The sequence below is a fragment of the Butyricimonas synergistica DSM 23225 genome, from assembly GCF_000379665.1.
In the GTDB taxonomy this organism is placed as follows: Bacteria; Bacteroidota; Bacteroidia; order Bacteroidales; family Marinifilaceae; genus Butyricimonas; species Butyricimonas synergistica.
Map to the genome: position 1 here is coordinate 37353 of NZ_KB903374.1, position 17560 is coordinate 54912.

13 protein-coding genes and 1 tRNA gene are annotated in these 17560 nt (G+C 43.0%); 12 read left to right on the forward strand and 2 right to left on the reverse strand.

Features of this window, described 5'->3' with window-relative positions; translation table 11 throughout:
- The first annotated feature begins 28 nt into the window (after positions 1 to 28).
- The 10 genes from A3CY_RS0119490 (at position 29) to A3CY_RS21725 (ending at position 11630) form a co-directional block, all read left to right on the forward strand.
- Positions 29 to 101 (forward strand) — tRNA-Trp (locus tag A3CY_RS0119490).
- A 19-nt stretch (positions 102 to 120) separates the two neighbouring features.
- Complete coding sequence (gene secE / locus A3CY_RS21720) at positions 121 to 312, forward strand: preprotein translocase subunit SecE (RefSeq protein WP_040372076.1); 192 nt, start codon at positions 121 to 123, stop codon at positions 310 to 312.
- Between the two features lie 18 nt (positions 313 to 330).
- Entirely contained in the window at positions 331 to 879 is a 549-nt protein-coding gene (gene nusG / locus A3CY_RS0119495; RefSeq protein WP_018339632.1) for a transcription termination/antitermination protein NusG, read from the forward strand.
- A 24-nt stretch (positions 880 to 903) separates the two neighbouring features.
- Positions 904 to 1341 carry a 50S ribosomal protein L11 gene (gene rplK, locus A3CY_RS0119500; RefSeq protein WP_018339633.1) on the forward strand — a complete coding sequence of 146 codons (438 nt, stop codon included), beginning with the start codon at positions 904 to 906 and terminating at the stop codon, positions 1339 to 1341.
- Between the two features lie 24 nt (positions 1342 to 1365).
- A complete protein-coding gene (gene rplA, locus A3CY_RS0119505; protein WP_018339634.1) occupies positions 1366 to 2061 on the forward strand; it encodes a 50S ribosomal protein L1 in 696 nt (231 codons plus the stop codon).
- 29 nt (positions 2062 to 2090) lie between these two features.
- Positions 2091 to 2609, forward strand: coding sequence for a 50S ribosomal protein L10 (rplJ, locus tag A3CY_RS0119510; protein ID WP_018339635.1), 519 nt, complete (start codon positions 2091 to 2093; stop codon positions 2607 to 2609).
- Positions 2610 to 2651: 42 nt separating this feature from the next.
- Positions 2652 to 3029, forward strand: a complete 378-nt coding sequence (rplL, locus tag A3CY_RS0119515) for a 50S ribosomal protein L7/L12 (RefSeq protein ID WP_018339636.1) — start codon at positions 2652 to 2654, stop codon at positions 3027 to 3029.
- A 93-nt stretch (positions 3030 to 3122) separates the two neighbouring features.
- Positions 3123 to 6935 (forward strand): DNA-directed RNA polymerase subunit beta, encoded by a 3813-nt coding sequence (gene rpoB, locus A3CY_RS0119520; RefSeq protein WP_026207898.1) that lies wholly within the window; start codon positions 3123 to 3125, stop codon positions 6933 to 6935.
- Positions 6936 to 7009: 74 nt separating this feature from the next.
- Positions 7010 to 11254, forward strand: coding sequence for a DNA-directed RNA polymerase subunit beta' (gene rpoC / locus A3CY_RS0119525; RefSeq protein WP_018339638.1), 4245 nt, complete (start codon positions 7010 to 7012; stop codon positions 11252 to 11254).
- A 58-nt stretch (positions 11255 to 11312) separates the two neighbouring features.
- On the forward strand, positions 11313 to 11630 hold the full coding sequence (locus A3CY_RS21725) for a DUF3467 domain-containing protein (protein WP_018339639.1): 318 nt from the start codon (positions 11313 to 11315) through the stop codon (positions 11628 to 11630).
- Between the two features lie 6 nt (positions 11631 to 11636).
- Here A3CY_RS21725 and corA read toward each other — a convergent pair whose 3' ends face one another.
- Together corA and A3CY_RS22780 are read right to left on the reverse strand one after the other, a co-directional pair.
- Entirely contained in the window at positions 11637 to 12698 is a 1062-nt protein-coding gene (corA, locus tag A3CY_RS0119535; RefSeq protein WP_018339640.1) for a magnesium/cobalt transporter CorA, read from the reverse strand.
- Positions 12699 to 12739: 41 nt separating this feature from the next.
- A complete protein-coding gene (locus tag A3CY_RS22780) occupies positions 12740 to 14290 on the reverse strand; it encodes a mechanosensitive ion channel family protein (RefSeq protein WP_018339641.1) in 1551 nt (516 codons plus the stop codon).
- A gap of 394 nt (positions 14291 to 14684) precedes the next feature.
- On the opposite strand from A3CY_RS22780, the gene A3CY_RS0119545 reads away from it, so the two are divergent.
- Together A3CY_RS0119545 and A3CY_RS0119550 are read left to right on the forward strand one after the other, a co-directional pair.
- Entirely contained in the window at positions 14685 to 16529 is a 1845-nt protein-coding gene (locus tag A3CY_RS0119545; protein WP_018339642.1) for a 2-oxoacid:acceptor oxidoreductase subunit alpha, read from the forward strand.
- Between the two features lie 2 nt (positions 16530 to 16531).
- Entirely contained in the window at positions 16532 to 17548 is a 1017-nt protein-coding gene (locus A3CY_RS0119550) for a 2-oxoacid:ferredoxin oxidoreductase subunit beta (protein ID WP_018339643.1), read from the forward strand.
- Positions 17549 to 17560 lie beyond the last annotated feature (12 nt).

Consider the following 17560-nt stretch of genomic DNA (forward strand, 5'->3'; position numbering starts at 1 on the left):
AATAGGGTCGACTTCGGTCGACCCATACACGGGAGTGGCTCAGTTGGTAGAGCATCGGTCTCCAAAACCGAGGGTCGGGAGTTCGAACCTCTCCTCCCGTGCAACTAAATTGAATAACAAATGAAAGTTAAGACTTATATATCAGATGTTTATAATGAGCTGGTGAATAAAGTAACTTGGCCTACGTGGTCTGAGCTCCAAAGTAGTGCGACGATCGTGATGATAGCTTCCGTCATCATAGCGCTTTGCATATTTGCGATGGATTTCTCGTTCAGACATATCGTGACCGGTATATATAATTTGTTTTACTAATAATCTTGGAGGTCTAACATGGCTGAACTACAAAAAAGATGGTATGTACTTCGAACCATTGGAGGTAAAGAGAAGAAGGTAAAGGAGTACATCGAGAATGAAATCGCCAGTTTAGGGCTTCAGGAATACGTTTCACAAGTTTTGGTGCCTGCCGAGAAGGTGTATCAAGTACGCAACGGGAAAAAGTATAGCAGTGAGCGAAATCTTTACCCGGGATATGTACTGATAGAGGTTGCACTCGTTGGTGAAATCCCACACATTCTTCGTGACATCACGAATGTGATAGGCTTCCTGGGAGAAACCAAAGGAGGAGATCCTGTTCCGATGCGTCAAGCAGAGGTGAACCGAATACTCGGTACGGTGGATGAACTTGCGGAACAACCAGAAGAAATAAGTATACCTTATTTCGTGGGCGAGTCGGTTAAAGTGACTGACGGACCGTTTAATGGTTTTACCGGTGTGATAGAGGAGGTGAATTCTGACAAGAAGCGCTTGAAAGTAATTGTCAAGATCTTCGGACGGAAAACGCCACTTGAATTGAGTTTCATGCAGGTAGAAAAAGAATAACAATTATTTGATTTAAAAACAATCATGGCAAAACAAGTTGAAGCTATTATCAAGCTACAAATCAAAGCCGGAGCTGCAAACCCGTCTCCTCCAGTAGGACCGGCGTTAGGTTCTAAGGGAGTCAACATCATGGACTTCTGCAAGCAATTTAACGCTAGAACTCAGGAACAGGCTGGAAAAATCATCCCGGTAATTATACAGGTGTATGGTGATAAGTCGTTTGATTTTATTACAAAACAACCTCCTGTTGCTATTCAACTTTTGGAAGTCGCTAAAATCAAATCCGGATCCGCGGAGCCTAATCGTAAGAAAGTGGCTTCCCTCACTTGGGATCAAGTGAAAGCAATTGCTACGGACAAGATGAAAGATTTGAACGCTTTCGAGATTGAAAAAGCAATGAGTATGGTAGCTGGTACCGCCAGAAGTATGGGTATTACCGTAACCGGTGACAGACCTTTTTAATGAACTTGTAACACTTCAAACGTAATGAGTAAACTGACAAAAAATAAGAAGTTAGCTTTAGCGAAGATCGAAGGTGGAAAAGTATATTCTATCGACGAGGCTGCACAGCTTGTGAAAGAAATTACTTTCACGAAGTTTGATGCGTCAGTTGACATGGACGTTCGACTAGGGGTAGACCCGCGTAAAGCCAATCAAATGGTGCGTGGTGTATGTACTTTACCTCACGGTACCGGAAAACAAGTAAGAGTTTTGGTTTTGTGTACTCCTGACAAGGAAGAAGAAGCTAAAGCAGCCGGAGCCGATTACGTGGGTTTGGACGATTATATCGAGAAATTGAAAGGCGGTTGGACCGACATCGATATTATCATCACGATGCCTTCTGTAATGGGTAAAGTAGGAGCTCTTGGTAGAATTTTGGGTCCTCGTGGATTGATGCCTAACCCGAAGAGTGGTACGGTAACCCCGGAAATCGGGAAAGCTGTAACTGAGGTTAAAGCTGGTAAAATCGACTTTAAGGTTGACAAATTCGGTATTATTCACGCTTCTATTGGTAAAGTAACATTTGAGCCGGAGAAGATTATGGAGAACGCAAGAGAATTCTTGAACGTGATCAATAAACTGAAACCGACGGCTGCAAAAGGTACTTACATCAAGAGCGTGTACCTGTCAAGTACGATGAGTCCCGGTATTCAAGTAGAAACAAAGACTTTACTTGATTAATGTAGTAATCTAAAAAGGACCTCAGTAGTATGAAAAAAGAAGATAAAAAAGTCGTAATAGAAAACTTGACAAAGCAAGTGAATTCTTACAAGCACTTGTATGTTAGTGACATCGCTGGTCTTGACGCTGTGGACACACAAGCTTTGCGTCGGGCTTGTTTTGATGCCAACATCAAATTAGTGCAGGTAAAGAACACTTTGTTGAGAAAGGCTTTGGAAAACGCTGACAACAATTATGAGGAGATTTTCTCCGTGTTGAAAGGCGATAGCGCGATCATGTTATGTGATACCGGAAATATTCCTGCGAAACTGATTAAAGAATTTCGTCAAAAGAAAGATAAACCTGTCTTCAAGGCTGCTTTCGTTGAGGAATGCGCTTACGTTGGCGAAGACCAACTCGAGTCGTTGATCAGTATCAAGTCTAAGGAGGAGTTGATTGCAGACATCATTGCTATGTTGCAATCACCGATGCAGAATGTTATTTCCGCATTGCAATCCGGACAAAATACGATCGCTGGTGTTGTTAAAACACTTTCTGAAAAAGAATAATTTTTATAGTTTAGTAAACAAACAATTTTAAATAGAATAGAAATGGCAGATTTGAAAAAACTTGCAGAAGAGCTAGTAAACCTTACCGTAAAAGACGTAAAAGAATTAGCTGACATTTTAAAAGAAGAGTACGGAATTGAACCTGCAGCTGCTGCTGTAGCTGTAGCTGCTCCTGCAGCTGGTGGTGCTGCTGCCGCTGAGGCTGAACAAACTGAATTCGATGTTATTTTGAAATCAGCAGGTGCAGCTAAATTAGCCGTTGTTAAGTTGGTTAAAGAATTGACCGGTCTTGGTTTGAAAGAAGCTAAAGAAGTAGTTGACAAGGCTCCGGCTCCATTGAAAGAAAAAGTTTCTAAAGAAGAAGCTAACTCATTGAAAACTCAATTAGAAGAAGCAGGAGCTGAAGTTGAACTTAAATAAAGTATAAAACCGGATGGTTTTCAGGTTTAGAGTCTCATGTGGACTCTAAACCATTTTGTTGTTATGATTGTTTAGGTTCAAAAAAAATAATAGATGTCTTCATATAATTCAAACAATAGAATAAGCTTTGCATCGATAAAAAATCAGTTGGAATACCCTGATTTTCTTGAGGTGCAGTTGAAGTCTTTCAAGGACTTTTTTCAATTAGGTACCACGCCTGAGAACAGAAAGAATGAAGGCCTTTACACGGTTTTCAAGGAAAATTTTCCTATAACTGATACACGAAACAACTTTGTTTTAGAATTTTTGGACTATTTTATAGATCCCCCTCGTTACACGATTGAGGAGTGCTTGGGTCAAGGTTTGACCTTCGGGGCTCCCTTGAAAGCAAAGTTGAAGTTGTATTGTACGGATCCGGAACATGAAGATTTTGATACCGTTATTGAGGATGTATATTTAGGAAATGTTCCTTACATGACCCCGAAAGGTACTTTCGTGATCAATGGGGCAGAGCGAGTGGTAGTTTCTCAGTTACATAGATCTCCCGGCGTTTTCTTCGGGCAAAGTATCCACGCGAATGGTACGAAGCTTTATTCCGCGAGAATTATTCCGTTCAAGGGTTCCTGGATCGAGTTCGCCACGGACATCAATAACGTGATGTACGCGTATATCGACCGGAAGAAAAAATTACCCGTGACGACTCTTTTGAGAGCGATTGGTTTTGAAACGGATAAGGATATTCTTGAAATATTCGGTCTTGCAGATGAAGTGAATGTTTCCCGTACAGGGTTGAAGAAAGTCGTTGGCAGACGTTTGGCTGCTCGTGTTTTGAAATCTTGGATTGAAGATTTCGTTGATGAAGATACCGGTGAAGTCGTTTCTATCGAGCGTAACGAGATTATCGTTGATCGTGAAACGGTACTGGAGCCTGAGCATATTGATGCGATTGTCGAATCCGGAGCGAAGACGATTCTTCTTCACAAGGAAATGCAAAACCTGGCAGATTATGCTATTATATACAACACGCTGCAAAAAGATCCCTGTAACTCAGAGAAAGAAGCCGTATTGCATATCTACAGGCAATTGCGTAGTTCGGAGCCGCCAGATGAGGCAACCGCACGTGATGTAATCGATAAACTGTTCTTCTCGGACAAACGTTACGATTTGGGTGACGTGGGACGTTACAAGTTGAACAAGAAATTGAATCTTACAACAGACCCGGATATCCGGATTTTGACGAAAGAGGATATCATCGAGATCATCAAGTATTTAATTCGTTTGTTAAATGCCAAGACGGATGTGGACGATATTGACCACTTGAGTAATCGTCGTGTTCGTACTGTTGGCGAACAATTATATAATCAATTCGGAGTTGGATTGGCTCGTATGGCTCGTACGATTCGTGAAAGAATGAACGTGCGCGATAACGAGGTGTTCACCCCGGTTGACTTGATTAATTCGAAGATTTTGTCTTCAGTAATCAATTCGTTTTTTGGAACGAACGCGTTATCCCAGTTCATGGATCAAACCAATCCGTTAGCCGAGATAACTCACAAAAGACGTATGTCCGCTCTTGGACCCGGTGGTCTTTCTAGAGATCGTGCAGGTTTCGAGGTCCGTGACGTACACTACACTCACTATGGTCGTTTGTGTCCGATAGAGACTCCGGAAGGACCTAATATCGGTTTGATCTCGTCTCTTTGCGTGTATGCGAAGATCAATGATCTCGGGTTTATCGAGACCCCTTACCGCAAAGTGAACAATGGGGTGGTTGATTTGTCCGAAGAAGGAGTGAAATATTATTCTGCAGAGGAGGAGGAGGAGTTGGTGATTGCTCAGGCAAGTTCGCCGATTGATGAAGATGGGAAATTCTCCAACAAGTGGGTAAAGGCCAGAAAGGATGCCGATTTCCCGATGGCATCAGGTGAGGAAGTTGATTTGATCGACGTTGCGCCGAACCAGATCGCTTCTATTGCGGCTTCTTTGATTCCGTTCTTGGAGCATGATGACGCAAACCGTGCGTTGATGGGATCTAACATGATGCGTCAGGCAGTTCCGATCATTTCTCCGGAATCTCCGATTGTGGGTACCGGATTGGAAGGTAACCTGATTAAGGATTCCAGAACACAGATAGTGGCAGAAGGTCCCGGTAGTGTTGCTTTCGTGGACGGACGTAAGATCGTGATTAAATATGACCGTACGGAAGAAGAGGCTTTTGTAAGTTTTGAGCCTGACACGAAAGAATATTATTTGCCAAAATATCAGCGTACCAACCAAAGTACGACGATCACGCTGAAACCGATCGTGAGAAAAGGTCAGCGGGTGGAGGAAGGACAGATATTAACGGAAGGTTATTCTTCTCAGAAAGGGGAGCTGGCACTTGGTCGTAACTTGAAGGTGGCATTCATGCCCTGGAAAGGATATAACTATGAGGATGCTATCGTGATCTCCGAGAATATTGTTCGGAATGATGTGTTCACTTCTGTTCACGTGGACGAATACTCTTTGGAGGTTCGTGAAACCAAACGTGGTCTTGAGGAGTTGACGGCTGATATCCCGAACGTGAGCGAGGAAGCCACGAAAGATCTGGATGAAAACGGAATCATTCGTGTCGGGGCTCGTGTCCAGCCGGGCGATATTTTGATTGGTAAGATTACCCCGAAAGGAGAGTCAGACCCGAGTCCGGAAGAAAAGTTGCTAAGAGCTATTTTCGGTGACAAAGCGGGTGACGTGAAGGATGCCTCTTTGAAGGCTTCTCCGTCTTTGAAGGGTGTGATTATTGACAAGAAGTTATTCCAACGCACGATCAGTGACCGTAAGACGAAGGCTGCCGGAAAGAATCTGTTAGCTGAGTTAGACGAGCAGTTCCAACGTAAAGTCGGTGATCTTACTTCTTTGTTGATCGATAAGTTATTCGAGCTTGTGAATGGTAAGACTTCACAGGGAGTGAAGAATTACTTGAACGAGGATATTGTTCCGAAGGGAGTGAAATTCTCTTACAAGATGCTTCAGAATATGGATTTCTTGCAGATCAACCCGAACAAGTGGACGACTGACAAGCAGAAGAATGATATGATCCGTGACTTGTTGCATAACTATATCATCAAGTACAAAGAGATCGAGGGACAGATTAAACGTAAGAAATATAACGCTACTGTTGGGGATGAACTTCCCACGGGTATCATCAAGATGGCAAAAGTTTACGTGGCTAAGAAACGTAAATTGCAAATCGGTGATAAGATGGCAGGACGTCATGGTAACAAGGGTATTGTTTCTCGCGTGGTAAGGGTGGAAGATATGCCATTCTTGTCTGACGGAACTCCGGTCGACATTTGTTTGAATCCGCTAGGTGTGCCTTCTCGTATGAACTTGGGACAGGTGTTTGAAACTGTGTTAGGTTGGGCAGGCAAGAACTTGGGAGTGAAATTCGCCACCCCGATTTTCGATGGTGCTACACTTGATGATATCAATAAATATACGGATGAAGCAGGTGTGCCTAGATTCGGTACCACGTACTTGTACGACGGAGGAACGGGAGATCGTTTCGACCAGCCGGCAACCGTGGGTGTGATTTATATGTTGAAGTTGGGACACATGGTTGACGATAAGATGCATGCTCGTTCTATCGGTCCGTACTCGTTGATTACCCAGCAACCTCTTGGAGGTAAAGCTCAATTCGGAGGTCAGCGTTTCGGAGAGATGGAGGTTTGGGCACTTGAGGCTTTCGGTGCTTCGCATATCCTTCAGGAAATCTTGACCGTGAAGTCGGATGACGTAATGGGAAGAACGAAGACTTACGAACATATCGTGAAAGGTGAACCTCTGCCGAATCCCGGAATTCCGGAGTCTTTCAACGTGTTGTTGCATGAACTTCGCGGGTTAGGATTGAGCGTAAATTTAATATAATTGTTGATTTATGATTTTAGATTTATGATTCTATGCAATCGTAAATCTAAAATCTGAAATCTAAAATCATAAATATGGCCTTCAGAAAAGACAATAAAGTAAAGACTTTTACTAAAATAGCGATTGGACTAGCTTCTCCGGAAGAGATTCTGGAACGGTCTAGTGGCGCTGTACTAAAACCGGAAACGATAAACTATCGTACTTACAAACCTGAACGTGACGGTTTGTTCTGCGAGCGTATTTTCGGACCGGTGAAGGATTACGAATGTCATTGCGGTAAGTACAAGCGTATCCGTTATAAAGGGATCGTTTGCGACCGTTGTGGTGTCGAGGTGACGGAGAAGAAGGTAAGACGTGAGCGTATGGGGCATATCCAGTTGGTTGTTCCGGTAGCTCATATCTGGTATTTCAAATCATTGCCGAATAAGATCGGTTACTTGTTGGGTTTGCCTTCCAAGAAATTGGATACCGTGATCTACTACGAGAGATACGTGGTGGTTAACCCGGGTATCATGGGTGATACTGGTATTAAGACAATGGACTTCTTGACGGAGGAAGAGTATCTGGATATTTTGGATAAACTTCCGACGGATAATCAATACTTGGATGATGATGATCCAAATAAATTCATCGCTAAGATGGGTGCCGAGGCGATCTCTATGCTATTGGAGCGTCTGGACCTGGATGATTTGTCCTATGACTTGAGAAATAAGGCGAACACGGAGACTTCTCAACAGAGAAAGAATGAAGCATTGAAGCGTTTGCAGGTAGTGGAGGCTTTCCGTGAGAGCAAAGAAATTAATAAACCGGAATGGATGATCGTGAAGGTGTTGTCTGTGATACCACCTGAATTGCGTCCGTTGGTTCCGTTGGATGGTGGTCGTTTCGCAACTTCCGATTTGAACGATTTGTATAGAAGGGTAATTATCCGTAACAATCGTTTGAAGAGATTGATCGAGATCAAGGCTCCGGATGTGATCTTACGTAATGAAAAACGTATGTTGCAGGAAGCCGTGGATTCATTGTTCGATAACTCTCGTAAGTCCAATGCAGTTAAGATTGAAAACAACAGACCGTTGAAATCTTTGTCCGACAGTTTGAAAGGTAAACAAGGACGTTTCCGTCAGAACTTGTTGGGTAAGCGTGTTGACTATTCCGCGCGTTCGGTAATTGTCGTTGGTCCAGATTTGAAGATGCACGAATGTGGTCTTCCGAAGGATATGGCTGCCGAGTTGTATATGCCGTTCATCATCCGTAAGTTGATCGAGCGTGGTATCGTGAAGACGGTGAAGAGTGCAAAGAAGATCGTGGATCGTCGTGACCCGATCGTTTGGGATATTTTGGAAAACGTGTTGAAAGGTCATCCGGTTTTATTGAACCGTGCACCGACCCTGCACCGCTTGGGTATTCAAGCATTCCAACCGAAATTGATTGAGGGTAAGGCTATTCGTTTGCATCCTTTGGCTTGTACCGGATTCAACGCCGACTTCGATGGTGACCAGATGGCAGTGCATTTGCCGTTGGGTAATGAGGCTGTGTTGGAAGCACAGATTTTGATGTTGTGTTCTCATAATATTTTGAACCCTGCTAACGGTGCGCCTATTACGGTGCCTTCTCAAGATATGGTACTCGGTTTGTACTATATCACGAAACCAAGGAAAGGCGTGAAGGGTGAAGGCTTGAAGTTCTATGCCCCGGAGGAAGTTATTATTGCTTTCAATGAACGGGCTGTGGATTTACATGCCGAGATTGAAGTAAAAATTGATGATGTCGATAAGGATGGTAATGCGATAAAACACATGATTAAGACTACTGTCGGTCGTGTGATTTTGAATCAGTTTACCCCGAAGAATTATCCGTATATTAATACTTTAATCACGAAGAAAGCTTTGCGTGACATTATCGGTGACGTGTTCAAACGTTGCGGTGTGGACGTGACTGCTAAGTTCTTGGATGATATCAAAGACTTGGGGTATCGTAAAGCGTTCGAAGGTGGATTGTCATTCAACTTGGGTGACGTTATCGTTCCCGAGAACAAGCAAGACTTGTTGCAGGAGGGATATGACCAAGTAGAAGAGGTGATGGCTAACTATAACATGGGATTCATCACCAATAATGAAAGATATAACCAGATTATTGATATCTGGACGCACGTTAACGCTAATTTGACTTCTACTTTGATGAAGCAGTTGGCGGCAGACGACCAAGGATTCAATTCCATTTACATGATGTTGGATTCCGGAGCCCGTGGATCTCGTGAGCAAATTCGTCAGTTAGGCGGTATGCGTGGATTGATGGCAAAACCGCAGAAATCAGGAGCTGCCGGTGCTCAGATTATCGAGAACCCGATTTTGGCAAACTTTAAAGAGGGACTTTCGGTGTTGGAGTACTTTATTTCAACCCACGGTGCTCGTAAAGGTTTGGCGGATACGGCATTGAAGACAGCAGACGCGGGATACTTGACTCGTCGTTTGGTTGACGTGGCGAATGATATCACGATTACCGAGGAAGATTGCGGTACATTGAGGGGTATCACAATTTCGGCTATCAAGAATAACGAAGAAATTGTATCTTCTTTGTCTGAAAGAATATTGGGACGTGTTTCCGTACATGATATTTATCATCCGAATACCGGCGAGTTGATCGTGGCTTCAGGTGATGAAATTACGGAAGTTATTGCAGATATTATCGAGAAATCTCCGATCGAGCGGGTGGAAGTTCGTTCCGTGTTGACTTGTGAGGCGAAGAAAGGTGTATGTGCTAAATGTTATGGGCGTAACTTGGCAACGAGCCGTATGGTTGAGAAGGGAGAAGCTGTCGGGGTTATTGCCGCACAGTCTATCGGAGAGCCGGGTACACAGTTGACATTGAGAACCTTCCACGTGGGAGGTACCGCTGGAAATATTTCCAGCGAGAACTCTTTGAAAGCGAAGTACGATGGTTACGTTGAATTTGAAGAGTTGCGTTCTGTTGAACACGTTCTGGATAACGGCACTACGTGTGATGTTGTTGTAGGACGTTTGACGGAATTGCGTATTCTGGATAAAAATACAAATATTATATTGATTTCCCATGCTATTCCTTATGGAGCAAAATTGTTCGTGAAGGATGGACAGGAAATCGATAAAGGGGAATTGCTTTGCGAATGGGACCCGTTCAATGCTTTGATCATTACCGAATTTGCCGGAACGATCGGGTTGGAGAACTTGATTGAAGGTGAAACCTACAAGGAAGAATCTGACGAAACGACCGGATTTAGAGAAATGATTATCATTGAGTTCCGTGATAAGATGAAAGCTCCTGCCCTTCGTATCAATGATAAGGAAGGCAACACGATCAAGAGCTACAACTTACCGGTAGGCGCTCATATCGTTGTAAAAGAAGGTGCTGAAGTAACGGCAGGTAGTACAATCGCTAAGATTCCGAGGGCTGTTGGTAAAGCAGGCGATATCACGGGAGGTCTTCCTCGAGTTACCGAGTTGTTCGAGGCTCGTAACCCGTCGAATCCTGCAGTCGTATCTGAAATTGATGGAGAGGTTACTTACGGTAAGATCAAACGCGGTAACCGCGAGATTATCGTGACTTCTAAAGCCGGAGAGGTGAAGAAGTACTTGGTATCTCTGTCAAAACAGATATTGGTTCAGGAGAATGACTACGTGCGTGCCGGAACCCCGCTGTCTGACGGTGCGATTACCCCGATTGATATCTTGAATATCGAAGGTCCGATTAAAGTACAAGAATATATCGTGAACGAGGTACAGGATGTATATCGTATGCAGGGTGTGAAGATCAATGATAAGCATTTCGAGATTATCGTACACCAGATGATGCGTAAGGTATTGATTCAGGATGCCGGCGACACGAGATTCTTGGAGAATCAAGTTGTTGACAAGAGTGAATTTATGGAAGAGAACGATTCTATCTACGGTAAGAAAGTTGTACTTGAAGCCGGAGATTCGGATCGGGTGAAACCGGGACAGATTATCTCTGTACGTATGTTGCGGGATATCAATTCACAATTGAAACGTCGTGACTTGAAGGTGATTGAAGCCAGAGATGCGGTACCTGCAACTTCTGCTCAGGTATTACAAGGTATTACCCGTGCGGCATTGCAGACGTCAAGCTTTATTTCTGCAGCATCATTCCAGGAAACCACGAAGGTATTGAATGAAGCAGCAATTTATGGTAAAGTCGATCCGTTGGAAGGATTGAAGGAGAACGTGATTTGCGGTCACTTGATTCCGGTTGGTACGGGTATGAAAGAATTTAGAAGTATGATCGTAGGTTCTAAGTCTGACCTCGAGAGACTTGAAAAATAAAAATAAGATAGAGGCGCCGAAAGGTGCCTCTATTGTTTTATAACTATAATCTAATATTATGGAAGAAAAGAAACAACAACTTGATATCGAGCTTAGTCACGAGGTCGCGCAAGGTACTTATGCTAATCTGGCTATCATTTCTCATTCTACGTCCGAGTTTATTGTTGATTTTATTCGTATCATGCCCGGAGTACCCAAAGCGGACGTGAAAAGTCGTATTATTTTGACCCCGGAACACGCAAAACGTTTGATGTTGGCTTTACAGGATAATATCCGTAAATTTGAAATGAATAACGGGAAGATTAATCTGCCGGAAGGTGGTGCTCCCGGCGCACCAATGTTCCCGCTGGATATGGGACCACAAGGACAGGCTTAGTAATTGTCAGAGCCATTTCTTTCGTTTGAAATAAAGGAGCATGATGATCGTGATAACAATCATGATCCCCCACAGAACGAAGTAGGCATGAGGGTTATCGAGTTCCGGCATATATTTAAAGTTCATCCCGTAAATGCCAGCGATGAAGGTGAGGGGGATGAAGATGGCGGAGAAGATGGTCAATACTTTCATGACATCATTGATGCGGTTGCTGGTATTAGTTTGGTAGAGGTTTATTTGATCTGATACCATGGAATAGTAAATTTCTATGGCTTCTTGAGCTTGTAGAACCAGATCGTCCAAGTCATGCAAGTAAGTGAATGTGCGTTCGTTGATTAAAGGGGAGTCGCAATTCGTGAAGCGGGTTGTTACTTCTTTAAAAGGACGAACATTTTTTCGTATATAAGATAACTCTGTTTTAAAATGATAAAGATCTTCTATTGTTTTTGCGTCAGAGTCAAGAATATTCCTTCCTCTCTCTTCAATAGCGGCTCCCAGTATTTCCAGATTGATAATATAGCTATCCACGAGTGTGTCCAGCAAGGCATAGCATAGATAGTCTATTCCAAAGGTGCGGATACGGGTTTTTCCGTCATAAAGGCGTTTCTTTACATCTTTGAAATAATCGGCATCCGTTTCCTGTATGGTGATAAGGTAGTGGGAACCTGCAATAAAGGAGAGTTGTTCCATATGAACCACGTTATCTTCATTTCCGAGGTAGAATGTTTTGGCAATGATATACAGGTGATCGGATTCCTCGCTGAAACGGGGACGTTGGTCTGTGTTTAGGATATCTTCCAAAAATAGGGAAGAGATATCGAAAGCCTTCCCCATTTCGGCAATAAGGCTTGTATTCTGAAGACCGGAGATATTGATCCATGTCATATGATCATTGGAAACCATATCGTGGATGCCGTTCATGGTTTCGGGGAAAAATTCCTTGACCCCTTCCTGTGTATATTGTATGACATGGATGGAGTTTTTGGTCATTTTTTGCTTCCCGATAAAAATGAGTGAACCGGGTGCTGCTCCTTGTGATTTTGTCCGATCTTTTAGAAATCTGGCCATAATACGATATAAGTTTAAAGTTAAAAACTAAAAGATAGAAGTTATTTTGGAATATCGGAAATATCCGAATCTGATTTTTCTATTTTTAGCCTGATGGGGTTGGAACTATCTCCCCACGTGATACTACGGTATGGGAATGGGAACTCGACATTTTTTTCGTCGAATAATTTCTTTAATCTTCGGCGATATTCTCGTCCGACAGTCCATTGCTGCATAGGTTTGGTTTTGAGTACAAGACGAATCATCACGGCGCTGTCCGCGAAATCATTTACTCCACTGATGGATACAGGTTCCAGCATGATGTCTTTGTATTGAGGATCATTGAGCATTTCATCCCCGACTTGTTGCATGAGTGCCACGGCATTATCCGTGTCTTCTTTATAGGCAATGCCTATGTTTAGCACGATTGCAGACCATTCTTTGGTCATGTTGGAAAGCGTGTCAATTTTTCCGTTTTGGAAAATGTGTACGACTCCCGAGCTATCCCGCAGGGTTACGGTTCGTAACTCGATTTTTTCAACCAGTCCTTCCGTGCCGTTGATAACAGCCCAATCGCCGGTTCGTAACTGGTCTTCCAATAAGATAAAGAATCCGGAAATGAAATCCCGGACAAGTTCTTGTGCCCCGAAACCGACTGCCAAGCCGACAATACCGGCACTGGCGAGGATGGGAGCTATATTGATATTGAATTTACCGAGGAGTATCAGTAGGAAGATGACCCATAAGAAGATTCTTCCGATACCATATATAATACCCGTGAGTGTGTTGATACGTTTTTCTGCTTCTCCGTCATCAATGTCTGCTGCTTTGTGGGCTTTGGTGGTGGCTATTTTTTTCATCTTTTTGACCGTGAAGCGCAAAGCTCGCAGCAAGGAAACAAAGAGTACTATTAAAATAGCGATAGAGGGTAGTTGTATCACGCACCAGGTAATTAATTTAGTTAACATTTCGTTCCAAAAGTTTGCGGTAAACACGGCAGGAACTTTGGATGCGGCTTCTTTGGTATTCCAGAATACCACGACACCGTCTATTTGTGTACTGTCCGGGATGTTTTTTTCTATGATGTCATTGGTCGTATTATCCCACCATGAATCATCCAGATTTGCTTTATTGATTAAGAAGTTGGTGCTGACTTTTGGAACGGAAACAACGATCTCACCCGAGGAAGGGAGAAAGTGAATATTGTGGTAAGCGTCCCGGAGTTCTCCCAGTGTGGAGTTCAGTCCGATGCCCTCGGCTGTTTTGAAAATCGTATCCCGGATAATGATCCGGTTTATATATGAACTGGTATCCCCTGAAACTTCCGGAGTCGCTGTGAATAGCAATATTCCGTCCCGGTCATACACGTTGTAATCGTCAAATTCTTGATTGAAGAATCCGCCTTTGTTTTTTATTAGTTTGATTTGTTTTTTGGGGTATAGCGAGTACAATTGGTTGATGTTCGTACCTCTTTGAATGATGCCCACGTGAGTGGAACTGATCGTGTAAGGATTCTGATCGTCGGGATTTTCAATAAAATCAGAGAGTTTTGATTTCTTTCCGCAACTTGCGATCCCTATTACCAAGCAAAGAAGAATCAAGTAATATTTCATGGTAATATGTCTTATTTTAAATAGGTTATTATGTACCTTTTGTTCGATAAAATTATACAAAACTTATTATTTATACAATTTTTGCCTAGCATTTGTTCCATTTTGAAAGGAAAATTCTTCATTTAAATTTTCAACTGTAACGGGAAAGTAACAAAAAAACGACGGGAAACCGGTTCTTCTTTAGAACGGTTTTATTTTATATGGGTTGAAAAATATGTTTTTTAACATGTTTGGTCTTGATTGTCAAGGCAATATCTGGAAAGAAAAAAATCTTGATACAAACTTGTTTAGATATTTGTATTGGCTACCTTTACGCATGTTTTACAACATAAAATCAGTGTGATATTATAGTATATTATTTATAATCTAATATTAAAGAACAAGTAACTAAGTCATGAGTGAAAAGACAAAAGTTATCGACAAAAAGAACATTGTAATTCGTTTTTCGGGAGATTCGGGAGACGGAATGCAATTAACGGGTTCGCAGTTCTCGGATGCTGCAGCCTTATTTGGAAACGGTGTATCAACGTTTCCGGATTATCCTGCTGAGATTCGTGCCCCGCAAGGTACAGTAGGTGGTGTTTCTGGTTTCCAGGTACATATTGGAAATAATCCGGTAAAGACGCCGGGTGATTTTGCTGACGTGCTTGTGGCGATGAATCCTGCCGCGCTGAAAGCCAACTTGCGTTGGGCTAAAAAGGGTGCGACGATTATCGTGAATTTAGATGCATTTAATGACAAGAATATCGAGAAAGCCGGGTATAAAGAAAACCCGCTGGAAGATGTTGGCTTGCAAGATTATAACGTGATTCCTGTAAAGATCACAACTTTGACGGAAGAAGCTTTGAAAGACAGTGGCCTGGATCAAAAGTCTATCGTTAAATGTAAGAATATGTTTGCTCTTGGTATGATTTACTGGATGTTCGATCGTACGGTAGATCACACGAGAGATTTTATCAATCAGAAGTTTGCTAAAAAGCCGGAAATCGCTAAAGCTAACGTGAAAGTGTTGGAAAGCGGATTTAATTACGCTTCTAATGTTCATGCGCTGGCAGTGCATTTCAATGTGGCTCCCGCTCAAATCGAGAAAGGGCGCTATCGTACGATCACCGGAAATAAAGCTACGGCATGGGGATTCTTGGCTGCTGCTGAAAAGGCTAATTTGCCTTTGTTCTGCGGTTCTTACCCTATTACTCCGGCAACGGATATTTTGCAAGAGTTGGCGTTAAGACGCGACTTGGGGGTTAAGACTTATCAGGCAGAGGACGAGATTGCCGGAATTTGTACTTCAATCGGTGCAAGTTACGTTGGGAATTTGGCTATTACAACAACCTCGGGACCCGGTCTTGCCTTGAAGAGCGAGGCTGCCGGTTTGGCAGTTATGGCTGAATTGCCTTTGGTTATCGTTGATGTTCAACGTGGAGGTCCTTCTACCGGTCTTCCCACGAAAACAGAACAATCTGACTTATTGCAAGCTCTTTACGGACGTAATGGTGAAAGCCCTATGCCGGTAGTTGCTGCAAGTACCCCGGGAAATTGTTTTGATTATGCTTTTTGGGCTTCTAAAATAGCTATTGAACATATGACTCCGGTTGTTTTGTTGACGGATGGTTATCTTGGAAACGGCGCTCAACCTTGGAAAATTCCTTCTCTGAAAGATTTCCCGGCTATTACGCCGAGAGTAGCCAAAGAAGGTGATGATTACAAACCTTATGCACGTGATCCGGAAACTTTAGCCAGAATGTGGGCTTTGCCGGGAACGAAAGGATTGGAACATCGTATCGGCGGTTTGGAGAAAGTAAATATTACTGGAGAGATTAGCTATGTGCCGGAGAATCATCAGGTGATGACGGATTTGCGTGATGCTAAGGTGGCTAAAATAGCTGACTATATTCCGCAACAAGAAATCTTCGGAAACCAAGATGGTGGTGATGTGCTTGTTGTTGGATGGGGTGGTACTTACGGTCACTTGTATTCGGTTGTGCGTGAATTGAGAGAAGAAGGTCAAGACGTAAGTTTGGCTCACTTCAACTTTATCAACCCGCTTCCGAAAAATACGGACGAAGTGCTTGGCAAATTCAAGAAAATCATCGTTTGCGAGTTGAACTTGGGACAATTTGCTCAATATTTGAGAGCTAAATTCCCGCATTACAATTATTATCAGTATAACAAAGTAGCTGGATTACCTTTCACGGTAGTTGAGTTGAAAGAAAAAATAACCGAATTATTAGGAAAATAATCATGGCAGAACAATATACACCGAAAGATTTTAAGAGCAACCAAGAGATTCGTTGGTGTCCGGGTTGCGGTGACCATGGTATCATTAACTCCGTGCAGAAAGCCATGGCTGAATTGGGGTACCCGAAAGAATCGTGGGCAGTTATTTCCGGAATCGGGTGTTCTTCCCGTTTCCCTTACTACATGAACACGTATGGATTCCATACGATTCATGGGCGTGCTGCCGCTATTGCGTCCGGGGCAAAGAGTGCTAACCCGAAATTGAATATTCTTCAAGTTTCCGGTGACGGTGATGCGTTAGCTATCGGGGGTAATCACTTTATTCACGCTATCCGCCGGAACATTGATATTACCACTTTAGTGTTCAATAATGAGATCTACGGTTTGACGAAAGGTCAGTATTCTCCGACCACGAAATTGGGAACTAAGACGAAAACTTCTCCTTATGGAACGATCGAAACTCCGTTTAACCCGGGGGAATTGGTAATCGGTGCACAAGGGAAATTCTTTGCCCGCTCGTTGGATATGAATATCAATTTGACGGCAGAAGTGATCGAGGCGGGTGTGCGTCATAAAGGAACCGCTGTTGTGGAGATTCTTCAGAACTGCGTTATTTTTGCCGACGGGGCTCACTCTGCTATTACTGATAAAGAGATGAAAGAGGATCGTCAGTTGATTTTGAAGCACGGCGAACCGATGGTTTTCGGAAAGAATAAAGATAAAGGTATCATGTTCGATATGAAAGCCGGAAAGTTGAAAGTTGTGGAGATCGGCAAAGACGGAATCACTCTTGACGACATTATGGTACATGATGCACATAGCGTAAATCCCTCTATACATTGGATGCTGGTACACATGAAAGCGCCGGAATATCCCGTGGCATTAGGTGTGATCCGCGATGTGGAAGGTGTAACTTACAATGATGCTTTGGAAGGACAAATTGAAGACGTGAAAGTAAAATCACCGATTCATTGTGTTGAAGATTTATTGAACAGCGGTGACGTTTGGGAAGTGAAATAAAGTATCAGTTGA